12 protein-coding genes are annotated in these 16,069 nt (G+C 62.0%); 7 read left to right on the top strand and 5 right to left on the bottom strand.

From position 1 onward, the window contains the following. The gene (def, locus tag H6G99_RS14425) at nucleotides 1-606 is read right to left on the bottom strand and encodes a peptide deformylase (protein WP_015109113.1); all 606 of its coding nucleotides are present in this window, start codon (nucleotides 604-606) and stop codon (nucleotides 1-3) included. 85 nt (nucleotides 607-691) lie between these two features. Here def and H6G99_RS14420 point away from each other — a divergent pair, with 85 nt between their 5' ends. The 3 genes from H6G99_RS14420 (at nucleotide 692) to H6G99_RS14410 (ending at nucleotide 4,431) form a co-directional block, all read left to right on the top strand. Next, a complete protein-coding gene (locus tag H6G99_RS14420; RefSeq protein WP_190612200.1) occupies nucleotides 692-2,575 on the top strand; it encodes an alpha/beta hydrolase family protein in 1,884 nt (627 codons plus the stop codon). Then, the gene (locus tag H6G99_RS14415) at nucleotides 2,572-3,996 is read left to right on the top strand and encodes a sodium/glutamate symporter (RefSeq protein ID WP_190612198.1); all 1,425 of its coding nucleotides are present in this window, start codon (nucleotides 2,572-2,574) and stop codon (nucleotides 3,994-3,996) included. The genes H6G99_RS14420 and H6G99_RS14415 overlap by 4 nt, the downstream gene beginning before the upstream one ends. A 291-nt stretch (nucleotides 3,997-4,287) precedes the next feature. Next, nucleotides 4,288-4,431: a hypothetical protein gene (locus H6G99_RS14410; protein WP_190612196.1), complete on the top strand. Its 144-nt coding sequence runs from the start codon at nucleotides 4,288-4,290 to the stop codon at nucleotides 4,429-4,431. A gap of 839 nt (nucleotides 4,432-5,270) precedes the next feature. Here the strand turns inward: H6G99_RS14410 and H6G99_RS14405 are convergent. Then, complete coding sequence (locus H6G99_RS14405) at nucleotides 5,271-5,468, bottom strand: DUF8635 family protein (protein WP_015109473.1); 198 nt, start codon at nucleotides 5,466-5,468, stop codon at nucleotides 5,271-5,273. Nucleotides 5,469-6,815: 1,347 nt separating this feature from the next. Here H6G99_RS14405 and H6G99_RS14400 point away from each other — a divergent pair. Together H6G99_RS14400 and H6G99_RS14395 are read left to right on the top strand one after the other, a co-directional pair. Further along, nucleotides 6,816-7,034, top strand: a complete 219-nt coding sequence (locus H6G99_RS14400) for a helix-turn-helix domain-containing protein (RefSeq protein ID WP_190612195.1) — start codon at nucleotides 6,816-6,818, stop codon at nucleotides 7,032-7,034. Continuing rightward, nucleotides 7,031-7,849, top strand: coding sequence for a DUF7687 domain-containing protein (locus H6G99_RS14395; protein WP_190612193.1), 819 nt, complete (start codon nucleotides 7,031-7,033; stop codon nucleotides 7,847-7,849). The genes H6G99_RS14400 and H6G99_RS14395 overlap by 4 nt, the downstream gene beginning before the upstream one ends. Nucleotides 7,850-7,913: 64 nt before the next feature. Here H6G99_RS14395 and H6G99_RS14390 read toward each other — a convergent pair whose 3' ends face one another. Further along, nucleotides 7,914-10,325 (bottom strand): Eco57I restriction-modification methylase domain-containing protein, encoded by a 2,412-nt coding sequence (locus H6G99_RS14390; RefSeq protein ID WP_190612192.1) that lies wholly within the window; start codon nucleotides 10,323-10,325, stop codon nucleotides 7,914-7,916. A gap of 1,116 nt (nucleotides 10,326-11,441) precedes the next feature. Then, nucleotides 11,442-13,553 carry a bifunctional aldolase/short-chain dehydrogenase gene (locus H6G99_RS14385; protein ID WP_199297227.1) on the bottom strand — a complete coding sequence of 704 codons (2,112 nt, stop codon included), beginning with the start codon at nucleotides 13,551-13,553 and terminating at the stop codon, nucleotides 11,442-11,444. 58 nt (nucleotides 13,554-13,611) lie between these two features. On the opposite strand from H6G99_RS14385, the gene H6G99_RS14380 reads away from it, so the two are divergent. Both H6G99_RS14380 and H6G99_RS14375 read left to right on the top strand, forming a co-directional pair. Continuing rightward, nucleotides 13,612-14,076 (top strand): hypothetical protein, encoded by a 465-nt coding sequence (locus H6G99_RS14380; protein ID WP_353617256.1) that lies wholly within the window; start codon nucleotides 13,612-13,614, stop codon nucleotides 14,074-14,076. Nucleotides 14,077-14,087: 11 nt separating this feature from the next. Next, on the top strand, nucleotides 14,088-15,080 hold the full coding sequence (locus tag H6G99_RS14375; protein ID WP_190612190.1) for a zinc-binding alcohol dehydrogenase family protein: 993 nt from the start codon (nucleotides 14,088-14,090) through the stop codon (nucleotides 15,078-15,080). Here H6G99_RS14375 and H6G99_RS14370 read toward each other — a convergent pair. Beyond that, a complete protein-coding gene (locus H6G99_RS14370; RefSeq protein WP_190612188.1) occupies nucleotides 15,077-16,057 on the bottom strand; it encodes a class I SAM-dependent methyltransferase in 981 nt (326 codons plus the stop codon). The two genes, H6G99_RS14375 and H6G99_RS14370, sit on opposite strands and share 4 nt — an antisense overlap. Nucleotides 16,058-16,069: the final 12 nt, after the last annotated feature.

Genomic DNA, 16,069 nt, shown 5'->3' with positions numbered 1-16,069 from the left:
TCAGCGGATCGACTGGACGTCGGAGCGGCGGAAGCCCTGCTGCTGCAGGCCCTCGTTGAGGCTGAGCTCGTCGGTGACCCGATCGACGAACAGCACGCCGTTGAGATGGTCCATCTCGTGCTGGATGCAGCGGGCCAGCAGGCCGTCGGCCTTGAGGCGGCGGGGGCGGCCCGTCTCGTCGCGGAAGCTCACCTCCACCACCGACGGACGCACCACATCGAGGTAGACCCCGGGGATGCTGAGGCAGCCCTCCTCGTAGGTGTTGAAGGAGGCCCCGGCGGCGGTGATCTCCGGGTTGATCAGCACCAGTGGCGGGGTGGCGGCCTCCTCCAGATCCAGGTCGATCACGAGCAGCTGGCGATGCACGCCCACCTGCGGCGCCGCCAGGCCGATGCCCTTGGCGGTGTACATGCTGCGCAGCATGTCGCGGGCCAGATCCCGGATCGAGGCATCCACCTTGCTGATCCGCCGGGCCGGGGCCCGCAGCTCCTTCGAGCCCAGCTTGTGAATCTCCAGCGGTGGCCGCTCCACCGGCACCTTCGGCACCAGCACGGAGTTGCCGCCCTGTTCGGCCGACCGTGCCATCTGGGCGAAGCTGCGGGCCAAGTCGTCACCTGAAACGATGGCTGGATTCTAGAAGCAGCCTGCGGAGGACTCGGTGGGGGCGCAGCCATGGCGGGACACGGAGCCCTTGCCCGTCGAGCTGGCGGTCGGCCGGACGGCCGGTGTCGCCGAACCGCGGCTGGAGGGCGGGCGCCTGTTCTGGCTGGAGCAGCGACCCGAGGAGCGGGGCCGCACCACCCTGATGGGGCGAGGCGGGGCCGGCGACGCGGCCGTGGACCTGACCCCGGGGACCTGGAACCTGCGCACCCGGGTGCACGAGTACGGCGGCGGCGCCTATGCGGTGGCGGGCGATCAGGTCGTGTTCGTCGACGACGGCGACCGCTGCCTCTGGCAGCTCGACCTGGCCGGCCCCAAATCAACGACGGCCGCAGGCGCACCCCGGCGGCTCACCGCCCCGCCCGACCCGGAGCGGCCGCGGGCCTTCGCCGATGGCCTGATCGACCGGCGGCACGGTCGCTGGATCGGCGTGATGGAGCAGGACGGCCTCGACCGGCTGGTGGCCGTGCCCCTGGCGGGCGGTGAACCGGAGCTGCTGCACCAGCCGGCCGACTTCTGCGGCTACGCCGTGCTGGCGCCGGACGGCGGCCACCTGGCCTGGGTGAGCTGGGAGCAGCCGTTCATGCCCTGGGAGCGCAGCCAGCTCTGGCTCGCCGCCATCGACGCCTCCGGGCAGCTGGGCCAGGCCAGGCCCATCGCCGGCTCGACGGCCGGGGATCCCCAGGGGATCTCAGTGTTCCAGCCCCTCTGGCTCGACGACGGCTCCCTGGTGGTGGCCAGCGACCGCAGCGGTTGGTGGAACCTGGAACGGCTGGCGGACGTGGCCGCCCTGGGGCCGGACTCCCCGCCCCGCTGGCAGCCGCTGTGTCCCATGGAGGCGGAGTTCGGCACGCCGCAGTGGGTCTATGGCCTGCGCACCACGGCCTGGGACGGCACGGGGCTGCTGACGGCGGTCTGCCGCCAGGGGCGCTGGGAACTGGGCCGGCTGGGCCTCGACGGCGGCCCCTGGGAGCCGATCCCCCTGCCCTTCAGCGACCTGGCGGCCCTGGGCGCCGAAGCGGGCCGGCTGGTGGCAGTGGCCGCCGCCCCCGCCATCGGCCAGGGGCTGCTGGAGCTGGACACGGCCAGCGGCACCTGGGAGCACACGCCGGCCGCCCCGGCGCCGCTGGCGGCCGAGGCGATCAGCCTCCCCGAACCCCTCTGGTTCGATGGCCACGGCGGGGCGCCCACCCAGGCCTGGTACTACCCGCCCCGGGGCGGCAGCCGGGCCGATGCCCCCCTGCTGGTGAAGGGCCACAGCGGCCCCACCGCCATGGCCGGCACGGGGCTGAATCTGACCATCCAGTTCTGGACCAGCCGCGGCTGGGGGGTGGTGGATGTGAACTACGGCGGCTCCACCGGCTTCGGGCGGGCCTACCGCGAGCGGCTCGACGGCCAGTGGGGCGTGGTGGACGTGGCCGACTGCGCCGCCGCCGCCCGGGCCCTGGTGGCGGCGGGCCGGGCTGACCCAGCCAGGGTGGCCTTCGAGGGCGGCAGTGCCGGGGGCTTCACGGTGCTGGCGGCCCTGTGCTTCACCGACGTGTTCACGGCGGGCGCCGTCCGCTACCCGGTGACCGATCCGCAGGCCCTGCTGGCCGTGGAGCATCGCTTCGAAGCCCGCTACACCGAGACCCTGATCGGCCCCTGGCCCGGGGCCCGGGCCCTCTACGAGGAGCGCTCGCCGCTGGGGCATGCGGAGCGGATCACGGCGCCGGTGGTGTTCTTCCATGGCCTCGACGACCGGGTGGTGCCGGCCAGTCAGAGTGAGCGGATGGTGGATGCCCTGCAACGACGCGGACTGGAGACGGAACTGCACCTGATTCCCGGGGAGGGCCACGGCTTCCGTGAGCGCGGTGTGCGCACCGCGGTGCTCGAGGCCACCGAAGCCTTCTTCCGCCGCCAGTTCCACCTGTGATCGCATCGCTGGTGCCGGGGGTGGTGGATCGGGTGGAGTGGCTGGCGCTGGCCCTGGCCGCCCTCACCGTGCTGCTGCTGATCGGCGCGGGCATCGGCGGGCTGCTGGGCATGAAGCGCTGGGGACTGCCGGAGGCCCTGCTGGCGGGCGGCCTGGGGCTGGTGGTGGCCCCGGCCGGGCTGCTGCCCCTGCTGCCCCAGCGGGTGATCGACCTCTGGGACCAGCTGCCCCTGCCCCTGCTGACCCTGGTGTTCGCCACCCTGCTGCTGGGCAAGCCGCTGCCGAAGCTGGGGGGCCTGTGGCGCCCGCTCTCGGCCCAGGTGCTGCTGGCCCTGACCCTGGCCTTCGGCCAGTTCCTGGTGGCGGGGCTGGCGGTGCTGCTGGTGCTGCAGCCCTGGCTGGGGGTGAGCCCGGTGATGGCCTGCCTGATCGAGGTGGCCTACGAGGGGGGGCACGGCTCGGCCGCCGCCATGGGGCCCACCTACGAGCGGCTGGGGCTGGAGGGGGCCCAGGCCCTGGGGCTGGCCATGGCCACCGTCGGGCTGCTGGTGTCCACGGTGGTGGGCGGCCTGCTGGTGGTGCTGGCCCGGGCCCGGGGCTGGCTGAAGTTCCCCGACGCGCTGCCGGTCGAGGAGGCGATGGCGATCGTCGAAGGGGAGACACCGCCGCTGCAGGAGGTGTCGGTGGATCTGCCCATGGAGGAGGGCACCGTCGAGGTGCCGGCGCTGTGGCGGCAGCTGGCCGACTGGGCCGTGAACCTGGGCCTGGCGGGGGTGGCGGTGCTGTTCGGCTGCGGGGCGCTGGCGGCCCTGCGGTTCGTCGCCGACGCCAGTGGCGGGGTCTTCGCCCTGGTGATCGACGCCCTGCCCGTGTTCCCCCTGGCCCTGGTGGGCTCCCTGCTGGTGCGCCTGATCCTGGAGAAGAGCGGCCAGACCCAGTGGGTCTCGACCGCCATCCAGGGGCGGACCGGCACCCTCTCGGCCGATCTGCTGATCACCGCCGCCACCGCCTGCCTGGACCTGAGCCTGCTGGCCCACGACTGGATCCCCCTGACGGTGCTGGCGGTGGCGGGCCTGCTCTGGAACCTGGGGGTGATCCTGCTGCTGGCGCCACGGATCCTGCCGAGCGACTGGTTCGAGCGGGCGATCATCGAATTCGGCCAGGCCACGGGGGTGGCCGCCAGCGGCCTGCTGCTGCTGCGCATGGCCGACCCGGGCGACCGCAGCCAGGCGGTGACGGCCTTTTCGATCAAGCAGCTGCTGCTCCAGCCCCTGCTGGCCGGGGGCGTGATCACCGTGGTGGCGCCGCTGGTGGTGGATGGCTGGGGCCTGCCGGCCTGGACCGGCCTCTGCCTGGGCCTGGTGGTGCTCTGGAGCGGCCTGGGCCTGTGGCTGGCGGCGCGCGCCCGGGCGGCGATTTAGCTGATCCACCTCAGAAAGGTGTTCAGTGAAAAGGTGCAGGCAGGCCGCTCCGGGTTGAGATGCGACTCACTAACCCAGAGATACCAAAAATTAACTCGGCCACCAAAAAGTACGACTGACCCATCGAGGTCTTCTCCTAGATCTGATCCGACTCATGGCCTATGACCGCAGCCCTGCCGAGCTCGCCACCGAGAAAGACATCTGGCTGCGCTGCGCGTATCTCTGGCTGGCAAGCTAGCGCTCAGGCGGTTCATCTTCACTTGGGTATCGACGAAGGGGCTCCCGCAAGTCATGGATCTACGCCGTCAGCGGCTGCACCTCTGGCACACCGCCCGGCTGCGGCGGGCTCCCTTCTCACCCCTGGCCCGGGCCCACAGCCGGCTCGGCCTGGGGCGATTGGAGAACGTGGAACCCAAACCACCCGAGCCGCGGTAAGCGTTAATGCGGCCAGGTGACCTAATGTAGATGGAAGTCAAATCACAGGCCTGGTTCCGAAAGATGGGCCACCGCATCACCAGTGATTGCCCATAGGGGGCTAAAATTCGGCGTCGGCTTCGACAAGCCCAATAGAGGCCTGGACGTCGTCACAAGGCTCGCTTACGGCGAATTGCTGGCAGCTAAGCAGCATCAACCGGTGATCGGCGATCTCAGCCGTGGATTTGGATGGTGCAACAGTCTGGGATGCCGCTGCGCGAAAGCCAAGGGTCCGAGTGCCAGCTGGTAAAGGGAAAGAACGACCCCGCCTATGCCTACAAGGAGTTCGCCACGGACTGCCGAACGCTGGAGTCTCGGAACATCTTCATAAGACCTTCAACGCCAAAAATGACAATCCAGCAAGGCACATCCGGATGCTATGCGTAGGATGAGCTTTCGCCAATACCTTCCATAGTTTCGAGCAATCTGACAGGTAAGCTCCAAGCCACCTCGGGATAGTTACCCGCATCAGGGAGGAATGCGACTTAGCGGTTTGTTGAGTTGATGGGTTAAACAAGATTATAACGGATCTAGCTGCCCATCGGCGCGCAGAATAGACTTTTCAGCGATCTTATACATAGAGGCTATTCGCGGAAAGCTCGAGTGGACTGAGCAAAGGATCCACCATTCTCCGCAAACCTGGATTTTGCCAAAGAGATTTTGAAGCCAGAGTCCTCGCCGCTAACAGGGATGACGTCAACCAAACAATATCTGGCCTGCTGTGCAAGGCAGAAAGTCGCCAGCAAGGAACTGCTACCTTTTGTTGCTCCAGAATAGGATTAGCCAAGAGACGTCGACAATCAGCCGTCACCATCCTTCTTGCGCGATCCTTTGCCCTCGAGCAACTCAAGCAGTGCTTCCATCTGGGCCATCACCCCCCTAACCTCGCCTGCTTCAGGCAATAATCCATCTTCCATGACCCCCTGGTGCATCTCACGCAACTCCTGTCGAATGTAACGGAGGTGACTGACAACCTGTTCGCGCTTGGACTGAGACATTGAACGAACTCCGGACCACCACCCCCTTTTACCTCATCGCCGATTTTTCAACGTCCGAAGCAGTCCCTGACTTGTTCTCAGAGGCCGGAGCCCACTCGGTCTGGCAAGCTTCAGGGCCAGAAAATGGGCTGATACCGAAGGGCAAGGGATCCTGCACGGGGGATCTTGAGGGGTCTTGTTTTAGCGTATTTGCTTCACGAAATCAGCGCGGCCGAGAAAAGGTAAATAGATGATACAGACCCAAAGCTGAAAAGGCAAGTATCAATCGAGCCGAGAGCCGAGTAAAGATATGATGATCCTACTATACCATGAAAGGCGAGCTTGGCATACTAGATGCCTGCGCCGAAAGCTCGGTGGGCCTGAAGGGATGGGATCAGCCATCTGAAGAAGTGCAAGCACCAAAGGCACTAAAGCTGATGTTGAGAACTGACTCTGAAGGGCTAAATCCCTTCAAAGCATCCACGCGATCAAGACGCCTTCCCCTGCCAATATCAGCCGGCTGCACTCTGACATCCCAATGAACTACCATCATGCCTGAGGGATGGGCGAGGGCGCGAAGACCAGGCTGATCAGAAAGAGAAGAACTCAAGCTTCGGTATTGCTAGTCGAGCATCGCTTCCTAACATAGTTCCGATGTCTCAGCCAGTTATCAGCAGACGATCTCAGACGCCATATCATGTTATACCAAGCTGTGAACAGGCCTGGAAAAGCGCAAGGCTCAATAGAAGGGTAAATCCTACCGTCCCTGATCACCACCTAGCCCAGGCGAGTTTCCATGAAGTCCAATACACCCCATGATTATGTCAGCTGCCAATTAGAATTATGGCCAAGAATGAAGAATCAGTCTTCAGAAATGATTGACGTTGGGGGTTGGTAACGCCAACCAAGAAGAACTTCTTTGGCCCCTCGATGCAGACACTTACCTGCTTTAGCCTGTGTCTTCACCAGCATCAGACGCGGCCGTGCCACCACTGGCATCAACAATCACACAGGCAAAGAAGTCTTTCATTCCTGTGGTCACTTCTCGACAGCCACACTAGGTTAGCTTCAAAAATTGTCGATCGCATAAGTGGCGAGAAGTCAGTTCAGCAGATCCGAATTGGCAGATCATCAATAGTGGGACGGTTTAAGACATAAATGGAATCGTGTACAAGCAGTATCTGAGGTGAGCGATTCCCTCCTGGGACTCAGCTGGTCGAAAAGATGGGGAAACCATCGCTAAGTCGATCCACAAAGTCGTCCTAAACACCAAGAGACAGAGCTGTGCTCATAGGCTCTGAGCTGTACTCATAGTCTCTGGACCGATAGGCGCTCAATGCTTATGGTGAAAAAGACAAGCCAATTCAAATGTCAGATGAAATCAAGATCATTGGTCTCACAATCCGAGAGTTTAGGTTGAAAAAGGGCTGGACTCAAGAGGCCTTAGCCAATGCATCTGGCCTACATCCCTCTTACATCGGCAGTGTAGAGCGTGGCCATCGAAATCTTGGGCTATTAAATCTTTTCAAGATTGCACGAGCACTCTCAGTTCATCCAACAGATCTCTTCGCACGCATTGAACGATGAGGCCAGATCCAAGATTCAAGTCAAAGTGCGGGAGATTCTGGGCATATGTAAAGTTTTTGTCGGAACAGGCTGGATACAGTAAGCGAAAAAGCGGAGTATTGCGAACTTATGCTAAAGAAGAATTGCTTGAGATATGTTCTGATCAGAAGATTTTGCCGCCGTCCAACGAGCTTTTGCTAGAGATTATTTCATACATGAACTGGAGGGCGGATCTTCTCAACTTAAACATTTCAAAGTTGTTTATGGACAGAGCAGAGGCCGAAAGAGCCTTTATCGACATAAAGGCACGAACATTGCCCACTAAGGCGCTTCCAATGAATAAACAGAAGGGAGAAAAAAGGCATCATGCTTACCTTGCATGCATCGTAGCCATGATTGCTGAACACGAGTTAGGTCCTAGCGGATTTATTGATGATGCACGAAGACTTTCTATTCTAACATCTGCAGACGGCCTAGAGAGAACATTCTCAAGGCGGTTTGACGGCGCGATTCCAGATACTAGGAATCCAATCGCCGTTTGGGAGATAAAAGAATACTATGGAACTACTACTTTTGGAAGTCGAGTTGCAGATGGAGTTTATGAAACTCTCCTTGATGGGTATGAGATTGAACTCGCTCAGAGAGAACTTGGCGCTTCAGTCTTCCATTTCCTGTTTATTGATGATCGTTATACTTGGTGGGACTGTGGCAAGTCTTATCTATGTCGCATGATTGACATGCTTCATACTGGCCATGTGGACCAGATCTTTTTTGGGAAAGAAGTACTGACAGAATGGAGGAAGACACTTATTGAATTGAAGACGCTGGCTTCATGAATTGAGCTTTATCGCGAATCACGGGAATGGGAAGAATCAGAATTAATCCGTAATGATATAAAGTTCACCCACCGCTAAGAAGTTCGCTGACAATTTTGTTTATTTCGGCTTCAATTCCAATAGTACTCAGTCCGGCACCAGCAAGCTTGTGTGCCGTTACCGATAATGAGCTCAGCTCCAGATGATTCACGCTTTGAGAGTTATATTTGCGCATTGAAATATAGTCCATGATATGCGTAGAAGCGTCGGTGCCGAGGTATCTGTTAAGAATACCTGAAACGACATCAGATCCCAAAAATGCACAAATATAATGAGCTTCTTCGGAACTTTCACAAGGAATAATGATTGCTTTTTGGTCTGGTATCGTAATCTGATCACCAGAGTCATCTAGCACTGAGATATTCAGGGATCGTTTGTAGCCAGTGTGCTGCCAAACTACTTTAATTGGACTAAATGTGTACGGGCCAATACGGTAGACTTCATAGAAAGGGCCTGAGCATCCCCATCTATGATACTCCTTTCTTGATTCTAAAGAACTCTTAAATTGACACAAGAAAGAAAAAGCCTTTGGATATAGTTCTCGAGCGATATTAGCTTGTATTGCCTTTTTGGGATGAGCGGGATCATACATTAATAGAATTCTCTTACTTGGACAGGCCTTCCATTTCTTCATGTCTGTTCCACATAGCAATGGGAAGACGACCGCTGATTCAACTTCTGCTGTAATAATTTTGCTTGAGCTACGTCTTGATTTTCCAGTATTTTGAATTGTCACAAACTCACCCCTTTCAGCTAGTAGATTTAGCTGGAGAATTGTATTGGCTCCCCCTGTATTGACGCCGCCACGTGCCCGATAATCACTCTTTCCAATATTGACATCAAGTGAACTACTGCCTTTGTCATATTGAACTATTGGAGAAGTTGGATCTCTTGGATTAATTGGGCCTCCCGTAGCTTCTTCATTAGTAAACTGGCCATTGTTAGACCGTGCCCATCGGTTATATTGAATTGGGAATGAAACACATCCGTCAAGTCTGAATACCCCTAGAGAAGTTCTATTGACCGCGTCAGGGAAGACCTTTACCTTGGAAAAGTCATCCAGCCGTATTAATCTAAAACTTCTTCCACTAGAAGTTTTAAAGCTTCTAAAGCCTTGGCCCGACAATCTACTTTGGAACAGCGATAACGGGAGAACAAATATCATAATTGCATTTGGTGATGCGAATCGCTCAGCCGATCGATAAACGAATAAGGATGAGAAGTCTGTTTTTCCTGCGGCGACTTTCGCATTCCAGCCTTTACTAGTAAAGAGAGATGATGTCGACCATTGGGGAGCTACTCTTTCTCGATAGATTGGGCTCAATCCGTCCCATGATATCCATGGAGGATTACCGACCAACACATCAGCATTTTGATTTTTTGTAGCAGAAAAGAAATCATCAATATAATTCAGCAGTGACACTCGAAAAAGATTTTTATCATTGGAGAGCAAGCAGAGGTTACTTACGATTTCTTGAGTAGCCTCGACGAGCGATTCGTCATTGACTACAAGGTTTCCAAAAAGGTTGATACTGTATGCGTGAGGTGAAAAAAGGAGAGGTGCTTCATAGTCGATGACTGGATCAACGACTGAATCAGCAAGACGCACGTCAAATTCAATTCTCACACAAGAGCCGCTAAGGACTGCTCTGGCATATCTTAGATTAGCAGTACAGAATAAGACTGCTACAGGATTTATGTCGAAACCACAAAGCCTGGCTTCTATACTTTGCCCACTATCGGCCAAATCAGCGGCGTAGTGCGCCAAGAAGCCTCCCGATCCGACAGCTGGATCCAAAACATGGAGATTACGCTTATCACGTTCTATCTCCCTGTGAGCATTCCCTATCGCATAGTCGATCAACCACGAGGGAGTGTAGTATTCACCAAGGAGATGCCTCAACTGAGGGGGCATTACTTCTTGATAGAGCCGCGCCAAGAAATTAGAAAACTGCTTGATCGCTACAGATGACTTATTGGAGTATTGCCAGTTACTTGTTGACAAAAGAGCATCAAGCTCAATTGGTGAAGCAAGGGTGATGCATTCCAGCCACCCAAACAAGGTGCCTGAGTATATTGGCTTGTGGTCATTCCCTTCGATCTGCAGAATTTCCATTATCCAGTTTAGCAATAGTGCACAATACGATTGCGCAAAGAATAAATTACATCCATGAGAAGTTGGCGGCATTATCTCACCTAAGATCGTATCAGCTTGCTCAATATCAAAATAGGATTTACAGTGCTCTCTCCATAGAGCAAACCAAGGATTGCTCTTGCCCCAGATTTGACTTGCTTTGGCCTCTAGAGCAGAAATCGTGCTTATGGCGAAACTTGATTCGAGAGAAAGATGATGAATGATGCGAGAAACAAGAACATCAAGTGCCGCTGAATTTTCTTGGAGGGCTGAATCAGAATCAGCCAGACTAACGTCAACCATGCACGGTCGAAAGCACGTAGAACTAGTGTACTACAATGAAGGCCTCTACCGCATAGAGGCTTGGAATGTATTGGTGGTTACACGGGTGTTGGTGCCTGCAGCTGAGCCTGCCGCATGGGGGGGCGCACTCAGTCTTTAGAGCACCTACAGCCGTTATAGATCTTCAGGCCGGCTTGTGGCAGCCATGTGAGAGAGGCTGATGTGCATGTCGGCATAACAGCGGCCCACTCCCCCCAGCATCGTTATCCTAAATTTGCTTAACCTTGTCATCGGCCCGAGTGAGTAGGACCTGGGCTTCTTCACTTAGCATCAACTCAACTTAACTTCGCTTTCTATACAAGGGACTTGAAGAAAGGGAATTACTCCTCGAGGACTCGTTGGCGCGCGACAAACTTACTCTTGTACCATGCAACCACAGGGCCCAGGTGGCCAATCGTTGCCAATAATTACATGCCGGGTAGCCCCTTTAGGCAAGTAATCCAAGTAACAACATCAAGCGCCAGGCTAACATTTGTCCAGGATCTTCCGGGGCTTGAAATTGATCACCGGTGTGAGATTCCCAATCCGCTGGAACCCTCTGCCGGCTGTTACTTTCTGACAGGTATCATGTTCTCCGGCTACACCCGCTGGCGAGGATGACGCTTCTGGTTGAGATCCAGGGTTGGCAGCAGATTTAACCCAATGCGCCACATCGCATGAGCCCGCATAGCGATCGTCACCAGCAGCAATTGGGCGATCTTCCGGAGGGGACTCCGCGGGTACCTGAGGTCAACAACCTTCTGCAATTGCAGTGGAACAAACGTCCCGCGCTTGCTGCGCAAAGAATCGCGTCGATCTACTAAAGCCGATGACCCCCCTGAGCGAGACGCAACAGCCTCAGCAAGCCGTGAAATTACTGATGACGTCTCTTGGAGCCATTTGAGCGAGGGTAGTGCACTCCTCGAGTCCTGCTAAATCAGACGTCGCCAATCGATGCTTGTTAGGCAGGACATTTGAGAGTGTATGGGTAGTGATGTGAAATTCGGCTTCTTGGCCGCACAACAACCGTGTCAGCCTCACAACCCTTTGTCAGCCGGAACAGACTGGCGGAACCACACAGTTAGCTAGTCAACACGGTCACCTCACCATCGCCGCCACGTTGCCGCCATCGACGGTGAGCACGGCGCCGGTGGTGCGCGGCATCAGGGCCAGGGCCACAAAGGCGTCGGCCACGTCGCTGGCGCGCACCTCGGCCCCCAGCAGGTTGCCGGCCATGTAGAGCTCCTCGCTGAGGCCGCGGGCGGCGGAGCGCTCCTTGATCATCGTGTCGTCGAGCAGGCCGGAGCGAATGCGGTCGGCGTTGATGGCGTTCACCCGCACGGCGGCCTCCCCTTCCTCGAGGGCGTACTGGCGCACCAGGGCCAGCAGGGCCGCCTTGCTGATGCCGTAGGCGCCGAAGTTGGGGCCGGGGTTGAGGGCCTGCTTGCTGACGTTGAACAGCAGCTGGCCCCCCAGCACCGGGCGGCCGCCGCCCTCGGGGAGGTCCTGGGCGCGGAACACCGCCAGGGCCGCCTGGGCCACGTGCTGATGGGCGAAGAAGTTGAGCTCGAAGCTGGCCCGCAGGTCGGCGTCGGCCAGGGTGGCCATCGGGCCGGTCCAGGCGGCACCGGCATTGCTCACGACGATGTCGAGCCCGCCGAAGTGGGCCGCCACCGCCGCGACGGCGGCCTGCACCGCCGCCGGGTCGGTGACATCACAGGCCGCGGCGAGGGCCCGCTTGCCGCAGGAGGCTGCCACCGCTTCGGCCGCCTCCCGGTCGAGATCGAGCACGGCCACCTCGGCCCCGGCGGCGGCGAAGGCCCGGGCGGTGGCGGCACCGATGGCGCCGGCGCCGCCCGTCACCAGCACCACCCGGCGGGCCAGGGGCTTCTCGGCCGCCTTGCCGAGCTTGGCCTGCTCCAGGCTCCAGTACTCCATGGCAAAGGTGTCGGCCTCGCCCACCGGCGCGAAGCGGCCGATGGCTTCCGCCGCCAGCAGGGTCTGGGCCCAGGCCTCGGCGATGTCGGCCACGGTGGCCGCCTCGGCGGCCGACTTGCCGATGCCCACCAGCCCCAGGCCAGGGATCGCCGCCACCCGCGGCAGGGGATCGAGCGCCTTCTTGGCGCCTCCGGGGGCGGCGTTCTGGCGCTGGAAGTAGGCGCGGTAATCGGTGGCGTAGGCCTCCAGGGCCTGCTCGAGGGAGCGGCCCCAGGCGGCCAGGGCCGGGCCGTCGCCACCGGACGGCAGGGGCGGCAGCACCAGGGGCTGGGCCTTGGTGCGGATCACGTGGTCGGGGGTGGCGACGCCGCGGCCGGCCCAGTCCGGCAGTCGGGCGTCGTCGCTGATGGCGCGGGCCAGGGGGGTGTCGCGCAGCGCCAGGATCCAGTGGGGACGGACGCCGGCGGCGACGGCGGCCCGGCCCAGGGCGCCCCGCAGCACCGGCAGCACCGCCGCCGCGGCAGCGGGGCGCTCCGGCACGGCCACGGCGTGCAACGAGCGCTCGCCCCGGGCCAGGCGCTCCTCGGCCCGCCGCACCAGGTCGATCATCCGGTCGTAGCTCTGCTCGGCCGTGGCGCCGAACGAGAACAGGCCGTGCTGCAGCAGCACCATGCCCTCGGGCTCAGTGCCGCCGGCCGCCGCGGCCTCATAGGCCAGGGCCGCCGCCTTGGCCAGGGCGAAACCGGGCATCACGTAGGGCACCAGGGCCACCCGATCGCCGTAGACCTCGCGGCACACCTCGGCCGCATCGGGCTGGTCGGCCAGGGCCAGCAGGGCGATCGAGTGGGTGTGGTCGACGAAGGTGTGGGGCAGGAAGGCGTGCAGCAGCGCCTCCACCGAGGGGTTGGGGGCGGCCGGATCGATCAGGTTCTGGCGCTGGGCCGCCACCATCGCCTCATCGCTGAGGGACTCCAGGACCCGCAGGCCCTGCAGGGGCTCCAGCCGCACCGCCGGATGGCCCGGTGGCTCGATCGTGCCCAGGTCCCAGCCCGATCCCTTGACGCACAGCACCCGGATCGGCTCGCCCAGCAGCCCGTGCACGGTGGTCTTGACCGAGGTGTTGCCGCCGCCGTGCAGCACGAGCTCGGGGTCGGCCCCCAGCAGCCGGGCCGAGTAGGTGCGCAGGGCCAGGTCTTCGTTCACCCCCTGGTCGCCGTAGCGGGCGATCGCCTCGCGGGCGGCGGCATCCGACCAGCGATGTTGCACGGCCATGGGGCGAAACGGGGACTCTGGGGGGAGACTACGGGGAGCGATCCTCCAGGGGCTGCCCGTGTCCATCCGCTGCCGCCGCCGCTGCCGCCGCGAGGTCCTGAAGCCGTGGGCCGGCGGCGCCCTGCTGCCCCTGATGCTGGCCATTGGGGTGATGGTGGGGGTCGGGGTGGCGGCCCCCGCCTCGGCCCAGGCGATCCCGCCCCAGATCCCCCGCGACGGCTGGAAGGACTGCGAGTACAACGACAAGCCCCTGGCCTGCGTCGATGAGCAGCTCCCGGGCGGCCTGAAGATCCGCTGGAAGGATGGCCAGTCCATGACCTACCGGGCGGTGTCCGCCAAGGGCAAGGACTCCAGCGGCAGCGACCTGCTGCGCGATCGCCTGGGGGGGATCTGGCGCCGGGAGCTCTACGTCCAGGGCAACATCACCCTCACCAACGAGGCCAACGGCAACCGGATCTTCGTGCCGCTGCGCTTCCCCTGCAAACCACCCCTGAAGGGAGAAGTGGGCTACTGCCGCTACTGACCCCGCCCGCCATGAGAGCGATTCTCGCCACCCCGGCCCTGGTGGACACGGAACTGCCGGAGCCCGTCCCCGGCCCCCACGACCTGCTGGTGCGGATCGAGGCGGTGGCGGTGAACCCGATCGACACCAAGCTGCGGGCCGCCGTGGGCGAAGGGGATCCGCCCCGGCAGCTGGGCTGGGACGCCGCCGGGGTGGTGGCGGCGACAGGGGAGGGGGTGGGCCGCTTCCGGGTCGGGGATGCGGTGATGTTCGCCGGTGATGCGGGACGGGCCGGCTGCAACGCCGAGGCCGTGCTGGTGGACGAGCGGCTGGTGGGCCACAGGCCGTCCCGGCTCTCCTGGGCCGAGGCGGCCAGCGTGCCGCTGACGGGGCTGACGGCCTGGGAGGCCCTGTTCGAGCGGCTCGACCTTGATCCAGCCGGTGGCACTGGGCGGGGCCGCAGTTTGTTGATCCTCGGCGGCGCCGGCGGGGTGGGCTCGATCGCCATCCAGCTGGCCCGGCGGGCCGGGGCCGTGGTGATCGCCAGCGCCTCGCGCCCGGAGAGCGCCGCCTGGGTGCGGGAGCTGGGGGCCGACCACGTCGTCGACCACCAACGGCCCCTGGCCCCCCAGCTGGCCGCCCTGGGCTACGAGGTGGTGGATCTCATCGCCAATTTCAGCGACACCGACGCCTACTGGGAGGTGATGGCCGAGCTGATCGCCCCGCTGGGGTCGATCGTGGCGATCGTGGGCAACCGCCACCCCCTCGACCTCAATCGGCTCAAGGCCAAGAGCGTGACCTTCGCCTGGGAGTTCATGTTCAGCCGCTCCCAGTTCCAGACCGCCGACATGGGGCGGCAGGGGGAGATTCTCGACCGGATCGCCGAGCTCTTCGAGGCCGGCGAGCTGCGCCCCACCCTGGGCCGCACCCTCAGCCCCATCAACGCCGCCAACCTGGCGATCGCCCACGCCCAGCTGGCCTCCGGCCGCACGATCGGCAAGATCGCTCTGGTGGGCTGGGACTAGGCCAGCCGCGCCACCAGCACCCGGTGGCGGGGGTCGCAGGCCTCCCGACGCACGTCGCGGAAGCCGGCCTGCTCCAGGGTCCTGGGCAGATCGAGGCTGAAGTAGTCGGCCAGGTAGGGCTCGGTGCTCTTGAGCAGGGTGGCGATCGGCGCCGGCAGGCGGCGGATCACATCGGAATCGGGGTCCTGATCCACCAGGGCCACCACCCCGCCGGGCCGCAGCAGGCGGGCCGCCTCCCGCAGCACCGCCTGGGTGGCGCCTGCGGGCAGCTCGTGGCAGACGAACTGGAGGGTGATCAGGTCGACGCTGGCCGCGGGCAGGCCGGTGGCTTCGGCGGCGGCGTGGTGCCAGCGGTGGATGCGGCCGCCGGGGTCGCGGACCCTGGCCACCGCCAGCATCTGGGGGGAGAGGTCGAGACCTTCGACGGCCACATCCGTGCCCTCGCGCCGCTCCAGCCAGTCCTTGAGGGCCAGGGTGCCGACGCCCACCGAGCAGCCGATGTCGAGGGCACTGTGCACCGGGCCGGTGAGGCTGGGCTCAATCGCGGCGAAGATGGCGTCCCGCAGCCGCCGCTGGGCGTCCTGGGGCTCCAGGGTTTCCCCCGGCCACACCCGCAGGGCCATGGCATCGGTGGCTTGCTCCGCCTCACCGGCCGCCTGCCAGCAGAGGTTGCCCTCCTGGTAGGCGTGGAAGCGGGCCCGGTAGTAGGCCGGCGTGGCGGTGGCCCCATCCGTGCTGCTGGCCAGCAGCGGCTCGGCCTGCCGCACCAGCTCCTCGCGACGGGCCCGCCAGGCGATGCCGCGGCGCTCGGCGGTGCGGATGATCAGCTGGCGGGCCTGCAGGAACAGCAGCCGCCGCAGGGGCTCGACCGCCAGCAGCCGGTCGATCAGCCAGCCGAGGGGATGGCGCGAGGCCACCCAGTTGGGGGGCGGGGCGGCGGCGGTCAGGGCCGAAGCGGCGGGCTGGGCCTGGGCCATGGACGGCGAAGG

It is taken from the genome of Synechococcus sp. FACHB-909 (assembly GCF_014698945.1).
GTDB lineage: Bacteria > Cyanobacteriota > Cyanobacteriia > PCC-6307 > Cyanobiaceae > Cyanobium.
The sequence above is the reverse complement of the archived record's forward strand: the minus strand, read 5'-3'. Positions and strand labels throughout refer to the sequence as shown.

What these genes read in the sequence shown, in the direction of transcription:
- H6G99_RS14410 (WP_190612196.1), top strand. Translation starts at nt 4,288, where the DNA reads ATGGATCTACGCCGTCAGCGGCTGCACCTCTGGCACACCGCCCGGCTG.
- H6G99_RS14405 (WP_015109473.1), bottom strand. Translation starts at nt 5,468, where the DNA reads ATGTCTCAGTCCAAGCGCGAACAGGTTGTCAGTCACCTCCGTTACATT.
- H6G99_RS14400 (WP_190612195.1), top strand. Translation starts at nt 6,816, where the DNA reads ATGTCAGATGAAATCAAGATCATTGGTCTCACAATCCGAGAGTTTAGG.
- H6G99_RS14395 (WP_190612193.1), top strand. Translation starts at nt 7,031, where the DNA reads ATGAGGCCAGATCCAAGATTCAAGTCAAAGTGCGGGAGATTCTGGGCA.
- H6G99_RS14390 (WP_190612192.1), bottom strand. Translation starts at nt 10,325, where the DNA reads ATGGTTGACGTTAGTCTGGCTGATTCTGATTCAGCCCTCCAAGAAAAT.
- H6G99_RS14385 (WP_199297227.1), bottom strand. Translation starts at nt 13,553, where the DNA reads ATGGCCGTGCAACATCGCTGGTCGGATGCCGCCGCCCGCGAGGCGATC.
- H6G99_RS14375 (WP_190612190.1), top strand. Translation starts at nt 14,088, where the DNA reads ATGAGAGCGATTCTCGCCACCCCGGCCCTGGTGGACACGGAACTGCCG.
- H6G99_RS14370 (WP_190612188.1), bottom strand. Translation starts at nt 16,057, where the DNA reads ATGGCCCAGGCCCAGCCCGCCGCTTCGGCCCTGACCGCCGCCGCCCCG.